Genomic DNA, 13,409 nt, shown 5'->3' on the forward strand with positions numbered 1-13,409 from the left:
GCCGTGAACGACCCAAGGGACCCCGCATGCCGTGCAACGCACATACGAGCATCAAGATCAACGGGTATGAGCTGCCCGCCGTGGAGTGGAGGTGGGGAGCCGAGTACCCCAAGGACCGCCGGTGGACAGAAGGGTGGGGCACCTCGATCGAGGTGCCCGCCGTGATCGAACTGCTGGTGCTGATCGAGAACGACAAGACCTCAGCCCGCCAGGTCAGGGAGGTGTTGGCGGACACCGCTCAACGAGTCATCGACTGGTGCGACCCCTATCCCGACGCCCCCGAGGATCGGTGCTTCGGGGACTGCGACCGGTGTCAGGTGAAGGAGCCTGCCCTCCGGCAGATCATCGACACAAAGGTGCGGAACGCCGCACTGGCGAGGAACCCGGAATACGCCTGGCAGGTCGGCGGGTCGGCCGTGCACTCCGCTGCCTGCTCGCATGTGGAATGCACGGCGGCCTTCGAAGCCCCGCGCGACGAGGATGACTTCCGCCGCCAGCTCAAGTGGTATACCCACGAAGAAACCCTGACCGGAACCTCGTACACCCCGATGTCCTGGAAACAGCTGGAGAATTGGTGTGCCGACCGCCGGGGCCCGCGTGGCGGGAAGAAGTACAGGGCGTGCAAGGTCTGTTCGCCCGCTCTGCCGTAGACGCCCGGCCTTCACGGATCGTCTGCCACCGGCTCGCCAGGGGAAGGCGAGGAGCTTGGCCGGGGCGCTTCAGGATGTTGCCCTCGCGGCTTGCGGGGCCGAATGTAGCTGTTCGGCTACCGCGTTCAGCATGCCTGCCTGGACGGCCGGCATCCATTGCGCGAGCAGGGTCATGACCGCGGGCACGCTCTCGGCGTACACGACGTCGTAGCCGAGGGCGTGGGTGTCCACGCTGATACAGAACATGGGTAGGTCGGCGGTGGGGCAGTTCTGGCGGTAGACCTCAAGCCAGAGCTCGGGGTCCAGTTCTGGGTTGGGGAAGTTGCCCCATGGCTGGTAGCCCAGGCGTTCGCATTCCGGTGTGAAGTCGGTGTCGCCGACGGTCACGGCGGCCAGCGGGTCAGCAGTGAGCACTTTCCAGTTGCCGGACGTGGTGAAAAGCATCGGCGGTGCTGCCAGAGCGTCCTGGCGGCGGGGTGTTCTGAGAGGGGTGTCGAGGTTGAGGGGCATACGGGTCTCCTGGCTCGGCTGCCCTGCGCTGCTGCGATCAGGGGGGGGAGGTGGAAGTCCTCTAAGGCGGGTGGCCCCAGGCGTGTATTGGCGGGGAGTCAGGTGCGTTTGCGTTTGGCCATCGCGGCTGCTCGGTATGCGGAGACGGGGTCCTTGGATGGGTGAGGGGCGGGTTGCCAGGTGCTGTGGGCGTGGACGTAGGGGTACCAGCGCTGGTCGGGTCCGTAGCGGATCTGCAGGCCGGTGTCGGAGTCGGTGATGTGGTTGTGCTCGGTGTGCAGGGCGGCGGCGATACGAGGCCGGTGATGGTTGACGGCCTCGGCTGCCGTTTGCATGGTGTGCGGGCTGGGGTGGGTGGTGTGCAGGGCGGTGTGGACGCCGTGGATGCCGCCGTAGGTGAAGGCAGTGCGTAGGCGGCCGAGTTCGGCCGGGCGCAGATCCGCGCGGGTGGCGGCGGCGTGGGCGCGGGCGGTGTCGGTGCAGCCTTGGAGGAGACGGACGAGGTCGATGACGGCGTCGGTGGGGCTGGGCTCGTGGTTGTGCAGGAGGCGGGTGGCGCGGCGGCTGGCGTCCTGGGCGATGAGGGCGAGGTCGGTGCTGGTGGGGGCGGGGGCGGGCGGTTCGGGCAGGGGCCGGTCGAACAGCGCGGTGCTCGGGGCGGAGCGGACGGTCATGAGTGTGGGGTCACCGTGCACAGGTCGATGATTTCGCTGTCGTCGAGGGTGCTGTAGTCCAGTTCGCCGGAGGGCAGCACGGTCTGGGCCAGGCGGCGTTTGCGGGCCAGGAGGGCGGCCATGCGCTCCTCGATGCTGTTGGTCGAGATGAGGTGGTGCACGTTCACGTTGCGCTGCTGGCCGATGCGGTGCACGCGGTCGTTGGCCTGGGCGCTGACGGCGGGGTTCCAGGGCTGGTCGTAGTGGATGACGTGGTTGGCACGGGTGATGTTCAAGCCGATGGACCCGCTGTGCAGGGTGAGGACGAGGACGTCGCCCGTCCCTGAGCCGAAGGCGTCCAGGACGGTTGTCCGTTGGCGCAGGGTGAGCGCGCCGTGGTGCAGCAGCGTGCGGAACCCGCGTGCGGTCAGGTAGGCCGTGAGGAGGTCCCCGATTACGGCGTAGGCGGTGAAGACCAGGGCGCTTTCGCCGCGGTGCCGGATGTCGGCCAGCAGTTCGTACAGGGCGGCGAGCTTGGGGGCCCGGCGTGCTGCCTCGTCGGGGTCGGCCGTGACGGTGGCGGGGTCTTCGCCCAGGTAGTGGGCGGGGCTGTTGGCGATCTTTCGGTGGCTGTCGATGATGCGCAGGACGAGTTGCCCGCGGCGCGGGCTGTCTGGGCAGGCGCGCAGCTGCTGCTGCGTGTCACGCAGCAGTGCCTCGTACAGGCCGGTCTGTTCGGCCGAGAGCGGGACGGTGCGGGTGACCTCGGTTTTGTCGGGCAGGCCGAGGTCGATGCCGGGGTCGGTCTTGAGGCGGCGCAGGACGAAGGGCTGCATGAGCCGGAGCAGGCGCTGGCGGGCGGCTTCGGCCTGCCCGCGCTCGGTGGACTGGAGAGGTCGGGCATAGCGGGCGTTGAAGTCGCGCCGGGAGGCGATCAGGTCGGGGCACAGCCAGTCGAGGATCGCCCACGCCTCCACGACCGCGTTCTCCACGGGGGTGCCGGTCAGTGCGATGCGGGCGTCGGCGGGCAGCCGGCGGATGAGGCGGGCGACGATGGTGTCGAAATTCTTGATCTTCTGTGCTTCGTCGGCGATGGCCAGTCCCCAGGCTCGGGAGGCCAGTTCGGCGTTGTCCCGGCACATCAGCGCGTAGCTGGTCAGCACGATCGAGTCGCTGCGCACATGGGCGAGACTGCGGCGCGGGCCGTGGTAGCGCACGACGGGGGTGCCGGGGAGGCGGGAGGTGATCTCTTGCTGCCAGTTGTCGAGCAGTCCGCTGGGGCAGACGACCAGCGTCGGCCCTGCGTCCAGGGGCTGGCGGAGGTGGTGGAAGGCCAGCGCCGTGATGGTCTTGCCCAGCCCCATGTCGTCACCGAGCAGGGCGCCGAAGCCGAGTTCGGTCAGCCGCTGCAGCCAGCTCACGGCGCTGCGCTGGTGGGGGTGGAGGGTGGTGCCGGACAGTGCGGTCGGCACGCAAGGAGTGGGCTCGGGGCGCGAGCGGATCTCCTCGATCAAGTCGGCCAGGCCGTCGGCGGGCGAGCACGCATAGGTGATGCCGTCGATGGTGACGCTGCCGGCCAATGCGTCCAGGCGGCCCTGACGGGCGCCGATGGAGGGCAGCCGACGTGCACGCAGGCGAGCCAGGACGCTGTCGTCCAGCAGAACCCACCGGTTGTGGAGGCGGACTGCGGGCAGGGCCTGGGCGGCCAGGGCGTCCATCTCCTCGTCTGTGAGCGCGACGCCGTCCACGGCGATCCGCCAGCGGCGGTCCAGGATCTCGCCGAGACCGACCCGCCCCGCACCGACCGGGCTGGGCGATCCGGTGCCGACCACGACGTGGCTGTCGAGGCGGGCGGCCCAGTCGTCGGTCCACTCGACGTCGATCCCGGCTACGGCCAGCTCCTGGCCCACCTTCCCGCGCAGCGCCGCGGCATCGCGCAGGCTCAGCAGGAAGGCGCTGGGACGCTGTTGGGCGCCGAGGGGGCCCAGGGGAGCGAAGGTCTGGGCCGCGCGGCGCAGGAGCCGGGCGACTCGGGGGCGCAGATCGGGGAAGCCGGGCAGGACCGCCTGGCCCTCCCAGATCCGCAGAGCATCTACGGTCTCGCCGGTGCCGGCGCGCAGCTGCAGGGTGGCGCGCAGCCGGGCCCGCTCATGGCGCGGCCCCGGGATCCGCAGAACGAGGGTGGGCAGCGCGTCCTGGTCCAGGTCCTCCTCGAGGCGGTCGGCCCATTCCTGCAGTGCCAACGGCCTTTGTCCATAGCTCACCCGGGCGGCGAACGGGATCTCACCGAGCAGGTGGCGAAAGCCCGGTGCGGGCACGAAGTGCTCGGCGACCGCGTCCAGGAACGTCCTCAGCTCGTCGACGGGCTCGCCTGCTACCTCGTCCTCGTCACACGCGTACAGACAGCGCGGCTGCTGACACAGTTCCGCGGCCAAGGCCACCACGTGGTCGCGCAGTTCTCCCGTCCAGGGGCCCACCCGCCAGGTCGGCTCGCAGCGGGGCACCACCGCCTCGGCCAGCGCCGGGTACACCTGCCCCTGCTCGATCAGAGTCAGGGCCAGCCGCACCTGTCGCGCCCACCATCGGGCCGAAGCGGACCATGTGTCCGCAGCGGGCTGGGCCAGGGCGTGCACGACATCCAGAACACCGGCGCGCACAGCCTTCACCGTGCGCAGCTCGCCACCGGACAGCAGAACCGAGCGGCTCTCCACCGCGAGGTGCCCCCCGCCGACGCAGTCGCTGGGCTCCAGGACCACGAACGTGGCCTGCCCGATCTGCCCACAGGCATCGAAAGCCAAAGCCGCCCCGCCCTGCAGTGCTTGGGCGACCGCCTCGGCCGACACGACCGCAGCCGACGGCCGCGGTGTGCCACCGCTGACAGGCGGCTGCTCGTGTGCTGGGGGCGCGGCCGCAGCGTCTTCCGTGGGACCGTCATCCCCACCGGGCGGGCTCCCGGAGCCGGTGACGGTGGGGGCCTGCCCGCTGTGGCGCGGGGCGGGCACCGCGCCCTGCTCCGGCGACACCGCGGCGGCCTCGTGCGGCGCCTGGACGAGCAGTCCGTTGACGATCAGCAGTAGCGCGCGGACGGCTCGCTGTTGGGCCACGGCGCCCGTGGCGCCCTGGCCGGGCGCTGCCAGCGTGCGCCCCCGGAAGGTGCAGCTCGCGGTGACACGGACCGGTGTAGTGCCCGCCGTGACCTGACGACACTCCAGGTCGACGACCGGGGCGAACGCCCGCAGGGCCTCCAGGGGATCCTGCCCACCGAACACCGTGACGAGATCGCCCCGTGGCTCCGGCGATGGCCCCGCGACCGGGCGCTCGGACAAGTCCACAAGGCTCCGGAGCTGCTCCAGGCATGCCGCGTCATGGTCCTCGGCGCTCCCGGGCCGGGGTACCCCGGTCGTCTCACCGCAGGCCGCCCGCCGGCTCCCATCACCGGCCAAGACGCGCTCGCGCTCACGCACCAGGCTGGCCGCGGCCCCCGGCATCTGGGCCACGGCATCCAGCGCCGCCAGCCGCGCGGCCTCCCACGCGGGGGTACTCCGGGAGAACAGCAGCAGCTGCAGGTGCCGCGAGGTCAGCAGGCCCGACCGGGCCCGCAGTTCCATGTGCGCGATCAGATCGGCCGAATCACCGCCTGCCGTGATGGCAAGCACGTCAAGCAGCTGGTCGCTGTCGAGGAACACGTACGGGTCACGGGGCACGGCGTCACGTGGACCCTCATCCGATGAAGAGATGGCGGCTTCCTCGCTGAGCCCGGCGAGCTCCGTCAGCAGGTCCAGTTCGGCCTGCTGCTGCGCTGCCTTCTTGGTACCGGCCTGGTGCCACTGGGTAGCGACCGTCCGGTCACTGGTCGCCAGCGAGGCCCTGGCCTCATGGCGTACAGCGCCCACCGGCCCGGTGGCCCGGAAGTCCACCGTGGGATTCGGGAGCCCCACGGATTGCGCGTACATGCTCAGGATCGACGTTGCCAGATGCTGCTCGCGCGCCACGTAGGACAGCGCCGCACGGCGGGCCGCCCCCAGCCCATCCCCGCCCAGGCCGCGGGACAGAAGCAGTAGCCGGAGCTCGGTGGCGGTGAGGCAACGGGTTCGGGCACGGCGGGTCACCTCCGCCGCCATCGCGGTGTCGACGGTCGCGTTCAGGAATACAGGCCGCAGCCACTGGGGGAAACCCGAACTCACCTGCTCCACCCCACATTTCTGAGGCGCATCCAGTCCGCTGTTGCTCTACTCGGCCTCACGGTCCGCAGACCCTAAACTACTCTCCGCAATCAGACAACACGGAGAGTTACCTCATGGATGCCGTAGACCCCACCGCCAGCTCCCCAGACGCCCCCGAACCCCAGGACGAGCGCCCCGAGCGCGGCTACACCTGCCGTTCCTGCGGCGCAGCAGAACAGGGAACCAGCGTTCCCGCCGGCTGGCTCGTCCTCAACCGCGCTGTCGGCAACCGGGAACGGCACCTGCGCCTGGGCCTCTACTGCACACTGCCCTGCCTCATCAGCTCCCACCGACGGCTCCAGCAAGGACACACCGCACACGCTCACCAGCTCGGGCTGGCCGAGGACGAGTTCGCACAGCACGCCGCCACCCTCCAGCGTGCCCTGGAACTCATGCAGGACAACGGCCTAAGCCTCCGCGACACCGGCGACATCCTCGGCGTCCCCACCGGTGTGCTGCGCAAATGGCTACAGACCGTGAACATCTGTATCGACGACTCCGGCCGCATCCCCGCGGCGATCCCGCAGCAGCGACAGGACGCCACGCGCACCCTCGCCGACTTCATCGACCAACGCCGCGGCCATTCACCGGTCAGTACGCTCCACGAGCTTGCCCAGGCCGCGTACATCCGGGGCCTGGACTGGACATGCCAGTGCAGCGGGCCCTCGCACCAACCCACCTTCATCACCACCGCCAGCGCCATCCTCGCCGACACAGAACAGCTCCTGACAGCCAGCGCGCGAGGCAACAACAAGACAGCCTCCAAGACGGCGGCCGCCGACGCACTCCTTGCACGCCTGCGCCAGCCCTCACACGCCATGACGGCCTGATCGAGTCCTCTGCCGGACATAGGGAACCGGACCCCTCTCCCGAGGTCCTCGTAAGAGGTGCGTTCCAAAGACGGGGCGGAGGCCGCGGGAATTGCCCCCACTGGCCGTCACGCGCCAGGTAGCGGGAGGGTTTGTAACCGGTCGCGCCAGCACGGTCGCGCAGCAGTCGGCCGGCGTAGCCCGGATCGGCTATCGTCACCCGTCCGGCTGAGAAGCAGACGTGCTGTCGAGTGGCGCGGGCTGGATGATGCCGGTCTCCGGCGCCGCCTCATGGTGCGAGCCCGGCCGTGCTCACACGATCCGGGCCCCCAGTGGTCGCTGGCCTCCATCGAGGCTTTCTGAGCAACGTCCCGCCACTGAACTTACCCAGATTTGCAAGACGGCCCTTAATAGAGCCCGATCGCGTCGACGACGATGGCGGGGCCGGCGATGTAGGCGTGCACGTCCTCGGCGGGCAAATCGACCCCCATACGTGCCATCTGCTGGGCTGCTTCCCTGATCGAATCTTCGATCTGCGTCATCATCACGCGCCGCATCAGGAACTCCCAGTCGTGGAGGAGCCATTGCTCGGCGCTGAAGAACTTGTCCTCGCCGATCAGCTTCGTCACAGTACCCAAGACGCGTATCTCGCCCTCAACACGGTTGGCCGATGCATCGTCGATGAAGTGGTCGGAGCGCACGTTGATGTAGATCTTCTGCGGCAGCGCCGTCCCAGAGAGTTCCAACAAGAGGGGAATGGGGAGCAGTTCGTTCTCCAGGTAGACCTGCTTGATCACCTCGGCGAACCGGGGGTCTGCCACATCCAGGTCGAAGAGGCTTTCCAGATCGCGCCCATCCTGCGCTAGAAGGAGACGGCGGAAGGCGAACAGCATCTTGCCGGCCAGGCTGGCTGCGGTGATTCGCGCTTCTCCCTCGATCTCGACGAGATCGTCCTTGGCGAGGCACGTGTCCTGACTGGGATTCAACTTCACTGCGCCCTGGCTGATCAGCGAGTCGATCACTTTGGAAACCCTGGCCTTCTCCCGCGGCTCCAGGCTATACGTCCTCTGATACTCGAAGTCGCTGCCTGCGGTTCCGTCCAGGCCGAAACCGCCGACGCCCGCCCGGCCACCGCCAGCCCGCCGCTTTACAGTCTTCTCAACGATCTCCTCCCGCTGAGGAACGGTGATCTCGTGGTAATCCGCCTGGGACAGCAGAGTTTCCACGTCCAGAAAGGTGGGTGACTTGAGTGCCATCAGCCCAGTCTCCCACCGCCCACTGACACTCGACTGTCCATCGAGCCTCAGGGCTGGAGCGAGTCGGTGGCGGCGCGCGACGTCGTGAGAAATCGAAGCACCGGGGCGCAGCTTTGGTGGGGGTGACGGGCACGGGGCGACCGCGCCGTCGGGCGGTGGGGGCCGTCGCTGCGCGCCGTCCCCACCTGGCCGCGTGCCGGTCGGGCGCTGCGCGCCCGTCCGGACCGAGCGCTGCGCGCTCTCACGCGCTGCGAAGCCCGGTGGATGGGCCCGGCGCGCTGCGCGCTCTGGGCCCGCGCTCCGCGCCACCGGTCTTCTTGCCTCCGCACCGTTGGTGCGGAGGGCCCGAGGTCGCCGTCGCCCCGTGCCCGTCACCCCCACCAAAGCCGTTGTGAGCTGCGGAAATTGAGTCTCTGACACGCCGCATCACACTCCCGCCGGTGATCTAAATGCGGTATCCTTATCTCGTTGGGGTTCGTGGCAGACCCCCACACCGAAGACCCATCCACACCTGTAGAGGGGACACCTATGTCCGCTGTCTGTACTCATCCACTCGGCCACCATGCCGAAGGCGAAACCTGCCGCCGCGCACAGGACTTGAAGACCGGCGACCAGTTGCGCGTCCTGCCCCACTCGGCGCTGGCCGTCGTCCGAGACGCAGCCCCGGCCGCCCAGAGCGGCTGGACCGCGCTCCTGCTCGGCTTCTCCTGGGACGGCCCTACTCTCATCGCCTCTGACACGATCCTGACGGTGCGCCCCGTCGACGGCCTGACCGCCGAGGAACTGCCCGAACCAGAGCCGGAGATTGAAGTCCGTGTGGCCCTGGAGATCGAAGAGGAAGTCACCCACGACGTGGAGCTGACGCTCACCCTTCCAGTCAGCGCGGCCACCGACGACGACACCCTGCGCAACTTCCTCGACGACGATTGGGGCCTGTTCAGCGACGCGATCACCGAGGCGTCGGCCACTGTCAACGAGCAGCACCTCCTCCAGGCCAACATCCTGCGGAAGGGGCCGGTCGCATGAGCGAGCTTGAGCTCTCCAGCACCCCACAGGCCTCCCAGAGCACCCTCGCCCTGGTGAACACGGCTCAGGAAGCCCTGGCCCGGCTCAGCGACCAGGCCGCAGCCGTCGACGAGTTCGTCGACACCTGGGTGACGTCGGGGCTGACCTACGAACTGGTCCCGCTCTACACGTGCACGCTCACCTGTGCCGAAGCCGAGACGCTGGCCCGTCTCCTGGAGGCCTTCGGCCACAAGGCGGCCGCCGAGGCCGTCATCAATGACCACTCCGCTTACGACGAGTGCGGCGACCTTCATCACGACACCGACGAGTGCCCCGACTGCCCGAGCACCAGCGCATAGCAGGGCCCGCCCTGCTGACGGGGCGTCGTACACGCCCGCAGCGGACCGAATCCGCAGTGCCGCTGCACACCGGCCGCCCAGGCCGCGCGCAGCGGCCCCGGCCGGGCCCGGGGCGCGTGGCACCCCCTGGGCCCGGCCCCCACTCCGAAGACCACACCACTGCCCGCAAGGACGGCACCACCATGCCTACTTCCCAGACGCCCGCCCTCACCACGGGCAGCTGACACCGCCTCGCCGGGGCGGACTCCCGTCCGTCCCGGCCCTTGCCACCACACCAGTTGATGAAGGGACCACCCATGACTGAGACTCCCGAGCAACGACGCGCGGACGAGCTCAAGGCGCGCGCCGACCGGCTCACCAAGGACGCCGAACGGCGCAGCGAGAGCGCCTCCGCCCTGTACGGCAGGTTCTCCGGCGGCCAGCCCCTGCTGGTCGGCCACCACTCCTACCGCTCCGCGCGGCGCGACCGGGACCGGGCCGACAACGCCACCCGTCGCGCGATCGAAGCCCACGAAGAGGCCAAGCGCGCCCAGGGGAAGGCCCGCCAGGCTCAGGCCGTCGCCGACCTTGCCGCGATCGAACAGCAGCGCAGCCGCGAGTGGCACCGCGCCGACTTCCGGCCCGGTGACATCGTCACGGTGCGCGACTTCCGCCGGGACATGGCCGTCACCAGCACCTACCGGGTCAAGCGCGCCAACCCCAAGACGTTGACCCTCGATGGCGGGGGAGGCGGCTGGGACGACCCCAAGCGCACCTATGACCGGGTGCTCTCGCGCACCCGCGACGGCGCCACCGTCACCGACCCCGGACAGAGCGACGCCGCCCAGGAGGGGAAGTGAGCCCGCGCGCAGCCCAGGACGCCCGCCACGTCCGCCAGTACACCGTCACGTGGACGGACGATATTGAAGCGCTCGACCCCGTGGACGCCGCCCTGTTGGCGCTCGCCAATCTCCGCGACCACCGTTCGTGGGCCACGGTCTTCACCGTCGCCGACGACCAGGGCGAACACCTCGTCGACCTCGACCCCGACGGCATCGGCGTCAACCACGGGACACCGGTATGCACCACGTGCCCCACCTCCTGTGCCGAGGTGGAGCCGGACTCCGAGCAGCGGGCCGCCGACACGGGCCCAGACCACACTGAGGCGGTCACCGCCCACCCGGCACACGGTGAGCGGTGACATGCACACCGAGGCAGAAGCCCGGGTGAGTGCCGCAGCGGCCAGGCTCAGCGATGACGCACTCTGCATCGCATGGATGGTCACCGAAGGAAGAGCCGTCACCCAGGAGCTTGCGATCGTACGCGGCTGGATCATGGGTGAACTGCACCGGCGCCTCGGCGACGACCTCTTCGACGAGTGGCTGGTGGCCGTCGACGAAAGCGGCGAACCCCGTGATCCGCGCGACTACTTCGTCGAGCACAAGCGCACCTGACGGAGACCTCCGCCTTCGACCGACGTCAGGGGGCCGACCGAAGTGGCCGGCCCCCTGACACACCGTCGGCCACCACACCCGACGTGCCGCCCAGGCGCCCGCGAAGGCCCTGTCGGCTCGGGCCCGACGCCAACAGGCCGGGCCATCACACCGGCCAGGGCGCAGCACGGGGCGCACCACGGACACACGTCTGCGGCAGCACGGGGCGCACCACCCTCTCTCGCCGGGTCGGTGGGGGCACAGCACGGGTCGCGCCGGGGCGGTGGGGGCCGCCGCTGCGCGCCGTCCCCCACCTGGCCGCGTGCCGGTCGGGTGCTGCGCACCCGACCGGACCGAGCGCTGCGCGCTCTCACGCGCTGCGGAAACCGGCAGACGCTCGCGGAGCGCTGCGCGCCCCACTCGCTCGCTGCGCGCTGCCAGTCCCCTTGCCCACGGCGCGTTGCGCCGTGGGGCCCCGACACGCCCCGCACCGTGCCCCCACCGACCCGGTCGCTGAGCTGGGGAAACAGCCGGAATTCGAATGCCGAAACCCCCCACGAGATGATCCAACTGCGGTATCCTTTTCTTGTTGGCGGGTCCTGTGGCAAGGCCCCCAGCAACCGAAGACCCACCCCAACCAAGGGAGAACTATGCCCACCGGCAAGAGCTTCGCGCTGCTCATCCGCACCGACGGACAATTCCGCCTCCTTGACTGGCCCACCGAATCCGAAGCCACCCTCAAGGTCATCTACGCCGCCGTCGACTGCACCCACTTCGACGCCGTCGACGTCACCGAGAACATCACGATGTGGGTCGACGACGAGGGCCTGATCAACGCTTCCCCGGTCAACCTCCCGGCCACCTGGCTCTACGCCCTCCACCGCCCGCCGCACCAGATGTACCACGGGCACGCCCTGTTCACCGGCGGAGCCAACGCCGAGGGCGACACCCTCGGCCTCACCGGGGACCAGGCCGCCCACCTCATCGAACTGCACCTGACGGCCCGTCGGATCCCCACTCAGCGCACCGCCGACTGACCACCTCACCACCGGCCGGGGGCGGCGCAGTGGCAGCGCCGCCCCCGGCCACCGAAGGCATACCAGGGAAAGTCACCCATGAACACCGGCATCCGAACGTACACATTCCTGTGCGACTGGCTCAATTACATGTCTCAACTCACCGACTGCAAAATGGCTGTCGTCGTCAAGGGCGCCACCTATAGCGAAGCCGTGGGAGCGGCAGCAAAAGCCATCCTCGACTTCTTCCCCAATGCCGCCGAATACACCACCCCTGAAACTCTCTGGGGTGCCGAGAACGGCGTCATTCGGATTGCGGAATTCAGCGGTGACATCACCGGCAGCCTGATCGATCTCGACACCTACGACCTGATTCGCGTCTGACCCAGATACCCGCCGGGGCGGGGAGTGGCACCCCGCCCCGGGCCAGAAGACACCACCCGAAGGAGCAAGCCATGGGATACGACATGTACAGCGCGACCGACCCCGACGAGGAGCAGGCCGCCGCACTCCAGGACGCGGCGAACCGCGTGGAGGAACTGCGCAGCCGCTATGCCGCCGTCGCCAGCGAGGAAGAGCTCAAGACCCTCGGGCACGATGTGGACATGGCATGGGCCGCATACGAGCGGGCACGCACCGGCCTGTACTTCCGGCTCAACCTGTGGGGCATGGGCGCGGCCCGCGAGCTTATGGCTGCCCTCGGAATGCTCGTCCATGCAGCCTTTCCCGCTTGGCCAACGCTGGAAGACTTCGATCTCTCCGAATATCCGGAAGACCCTAGCAAGTACCCGGCGGGTCCCTACCGCACAGCAATTCAGTCCCTTCTGACACCCAAGGAGGCCGCTTTCCTGGAAGCGGTAGAGGAAACCCGAGAGAAAGACTCCAAGGTGCCCGGAATCCCCTCTTACAAGCTCCTGAGCAATAACACGTGGCTCGTCACCGAGAGGGAAATCAAGGCAGCACTCCAGGCTTGGGAGCTGACCGCTGAGAAGGACCAGAAGGAAGTCCTTAGGGAATTCCCTTGGTGGACAGAATGGCTCGCTTTCCTTACATACAACGCTGAGCATGGCGGATTCCGGGTCTGCTGACAGTTGGCGCCCTGCACCTCGCCCCAGGGGATCCCAGATTTCTGCCATCGCTACATGCTGCATCACTTTGATGCAGCCGCTGTGCTGAACCTGATCCGAACGAGCTACCCCCACTCCGCCTAGCCAGCCTGGCCCGCGTCAGCGGGCCTCAAGGGCCTGGAGGCGAAGCCGGAAGGCCCGTCCGAGGCGGGGGAGCGCAGCGGACCCGCCAACCCCGGGATGGAGCGCAGCGGAGTCCCGGGAAGCCGGGCAACGCCCGGCCGGTCCGGGAGCGCAGCGAACGGACCGTCACCCGCCCTGCGCAGCAGGGCGGGTGAGCGGGTGGCGCAGTCACCCGCCAGCGCTCACGCGGAGCGGGAGCGCAACCACCGCGCGCAGCGCGGTGGTTCGCTGCTCCGGGCGCAGCCCGGAGGGGCCCGCTCCGCGGG

At 69.2% G+C, this 13,409-nt stretch carries 14 protein-coding genes; 10 read left to right on the plus strand and 4 right to left on the minus strand.

Annotated features, from left to right (window positions below):
* Positions 1-26 precede the first annotated feature (26 nt).
* On the plus strand, positions 27-650 hold the full coding sequence (locus tag ACZ4D5_RS42170) for a hypothetical protein (RefSeq protein ID WP_467777834.1): 624 nt from the start codon (positions 27-29) through the stop codon (positions 648-650).
* Between the two features lie 69 nt (positions 651-719).
* Here the strand turns inward: ACZ4D5_RS42170 and ACZ4D5_RS42175 are convergent, their stop codons facing one another.
* The 3 genes from ACZ4D5_RS42175 to ACZ4D5_RS42185 form a co-directional block, all read right to left on the minus strand.
* Positions 720-1,160, minus strand: coding sequence for a hypothetical protein (locus tag ACZ4D5_RS42175; RefSeq protein ID WP_467777835.1), 441 nt, complete (start codon positions 1,158-1,160; stop codon positions 720-722).
* Between the two features lie 98 nt (positions 1,161-1,258).
* Positions 1,259-1,834 carry a hypothetical protein gene (locus ACZ4D5_RS42180; protein WP_467777836.1) on the minus strand — a complete coding sequence of 192 codons (576 nt, stop codon included), beginning with the start codon at positions 1,832-1,834 and terminating at the stop codon, positions 1,259-1,261.
* A complete protein-coding gene (locus ACZ4D5_RS42185; RefSeq protein WP_467777837.1) occupies positions 1,831-5,997 on the minus strand; it encodes a DEAD/DEAH box helicase in 4,167 nt (1,388 codons plus the stop codon). Before ACZ4D5_RS42185 ends, ACZ4D5_RS42180 begins: the two co-directional genes overlap by 4 nt.
* A 113-nt stretch (positions 5,998-6,110) precedes the next feature.
* Here ACZ4D5_RS42185 and ACZ4D5_RS42190 point away from each other — a divergent pair, with 113 nt between their 5' ends.
* Entirely contained in the window at positions 6,111-6,866 is a 756-nt protein-coding gene (locus ACZ4D5_RS42190; protein ID WP_467777838.1) for a putative dsRNA-binding protein, read from the plus strand.
* A gap of 386 nt (positions 6,867-7,252) precedes the next feature.
* Here ACZ4D5_RS42190 and ACZ4D5_RS42195 read toward each other — a convergent pair whose 3' ends face one another.
* Positions 7,253-8,101, minus strand: coding sequence for a DUF6414 family protein (locus tag ACZ4D5_RS42195; protein WP_467777839.1), 849 nt, complete (start codon positions 8,099-8,101; stop codon positions 7,253-7,255).
* Positions 8,102-8,698: 597 nt separating this feature from the next.
* Between ACZ4D5_RS42195 and ACZ4D5_RS42200 the strand changes: the two genes are divergently transcribed.
* The 8 genes from ACZ4D5_RS42200 to ACZ4D5_RS42235 all read left to right on the plus strand — a co-directional run bounded on the left by ACZ4D5_RS42200 (position 8,699) and on the right by ACZ4D5_RS42235 (position 12,981).
* Positions 8,699-9,127 carry a hypothetical protein gene (locus ACZ4D5_RS42200; protein ID WP_467777840.1) on the plus strand — a complete coding sequence of 143 codons (429 nt, stop codon included), beginning with the start codon at positions 8,699-8,701 and terminating at the stop codon, positions 9,125-9,127.
* The gene (locus ACZ4D5_RS42205) at positions 9,124-9,465 is read left to right on the plus strand and encodes a hypothetical protein (protein ID WP_467777841.1); all 342 of its coding nucleotides are present in this window, start codon (positions 9,124-9,126) and stop codon (positions 9,463-9,465) included. Before ACZ4D5_RS42200 ends, ACZ4D5_RS42205 begins: the two co-directional genes overlap by 4 nt.
* 296 nt (positions 9,466-9,761) lie before the next feature.
* A complete protein-coding gene (locus tag ACZ4D5_RS42210) occupies positions 9,762-10,304 on the plus strand; it encodes a DUF3560 domain-containing protein (RefSeq protein WP_467777842.1) in 543 nt (180 codons plus the stop codon).
* Positions 10,301-10,645 carry a hypothetical protein gene (locus tag ACZ4D5_RS42215; RefSeq protein ID WP_467777843.1) on the plus strand — a complete coding sequence of 115 codons (345 nt, stop codon included), beginning with the start codon at positions 10,301-10,303 and terminating at the stop codon, positions 10,643-10,645. The genes ACZ4D5_RS42210 and ACZ4D5_RS42215 overlap by 4 nt, the downstream gene beginning before the upstream one ends.
* Before the next feature lies 1 nt (position 10,646).
* Positions 10,647-10,898 carry a hypothetical protein gene (locus ACZ4D5_RS42220; protein ID WP_467777844.1) on the plus strand — a complete coding sequence of 84 codons (252 nt, stop codon included), beginning with the start codon at positions 10,647-10,649 and terminating at the stop codon, positions 10,896-10,898.
* A 629-nt stretch (positions 10,899-11,527) separates the two neighbouring features.
* Entirely contained in the window at positions 11,528-11,914 is a 387-nt protein-coding gene (locus ACZ4D5_RS42225) for a DUF3846 domain-containing protein (RefSeq protein WP_467777845.1), read from the plus strand.
* A 78-nt stretch (positions 11,915-11,992) separates the two neighbouring features.
* Positions 11,993-12,277 carry a hypothetical protein gene (locus ACZ4D5_RS42230; RefSeq protein WP_467777846.1) on the plus strand — a complete coding sequence of 95 codons (285 nt, stop codon included), beginning with the start codon at positions 11,993-11,995 and terminating at the stop codon, positions 12,275-12,277.
* 71 nt (positions 12,278-12,348) lie between these two features.
* Positions 12,349-12,981, plus strand: a complete 633-nt coding sequence (locus ACZ4D5_RS42235) for a hypothetical protein (RefSeq protein ID WP_467777847.1) — start codon at positions 12,349-12,351, stop codon at positions 12,979-12,981.
* Positions 12,982-13,409: the final 428 nt, after the last annotated feature.

It is taken from the genome of Streptomyces sp. NPDC025651 (genome assembly GCF_055558735.1).

Bases quoted from the DNA above. Each gene is read 5' to 3' on its own strand.
- ACZ4D5_RS42170 (WP_467777834.1), top strand. From the start codon at position 27: ATGCCGTGCAACGCACATACGAGCATCAAGATCAACGGGTATGAGCTG.
- ACZ4D5_RS42175 (WP_467777835.1), bottom strand. From the start codon at position 1,160: ATGCCCCTCAACCTCGACACCCCTCTCAGAACACCCCGCCGCCAGGAC.
- ACZ4D5_RS42180 (WP_467777836.1), bottom strand. From the start codon at position 1,834: ATGACCGTCCGCTCCGCCCCGAGCACCGCGCTGTTCGACCGGCCCCTG.
- ACZ4D5_RS42190 (WP_467777838.1), top strand. From the start codon at position 6,111: ATGGATGCCGTAGACCCCACCGCCAGCTCCCCAGACGCCCCCGAACCC.
- ACZ4D5_RS42195 (WP_467777839.1), bottom strand. From the start codon at position 8,101: ATGGCACTCAAGTCACCCACCTTTCTGGACGTGGAAACTCTGCTGTCC.
- ACZ4D5_RS42205 (WP_467777841.1), top strand. From the start codon at position 9,124: ATGAGCGAGCTTGAGCTCTCCAGCACCCCACAGGCCTCCCAGAGCACC.
- ACZ4D5_RS42210 (WP_467777842.1), top strand. From the start codon at position 9,762: ATGACTGAGACTCCCGAGCAACGACGCGCGGACGAGCTCAAGGCGCGC.
- ACZ4D5_RS42220 (WP_467777844.1), top strand. From the start codon at position 10,647: ATGCACACCGAGGCAGAAGCCCGGGTGAGTGCCGCAGCGGCCAGGCTC.
- ACZ4D5_RS42225 (WP_467777845.1), top strand. From the start codon at position 11,528: ATGCCCACCGGCAAGAGCTTCGCGCTGCTCATCCGCACCGACGGACAA.
- ACZ4D5_RS42230 (WP_467777846.1), top strand. From the start codon at position 11,993: ATGAACACCGGCATCCGAACGTACACATTCCTGTGCGACTGGCTCAAT.
- ACZ4D5_RS42235 (WP_467777847.1), top strand. From the start codon at position 12,349: ATGGGATACGACATGTACAGCGCGACCGACCCCGACGAGGAGCAGGCC.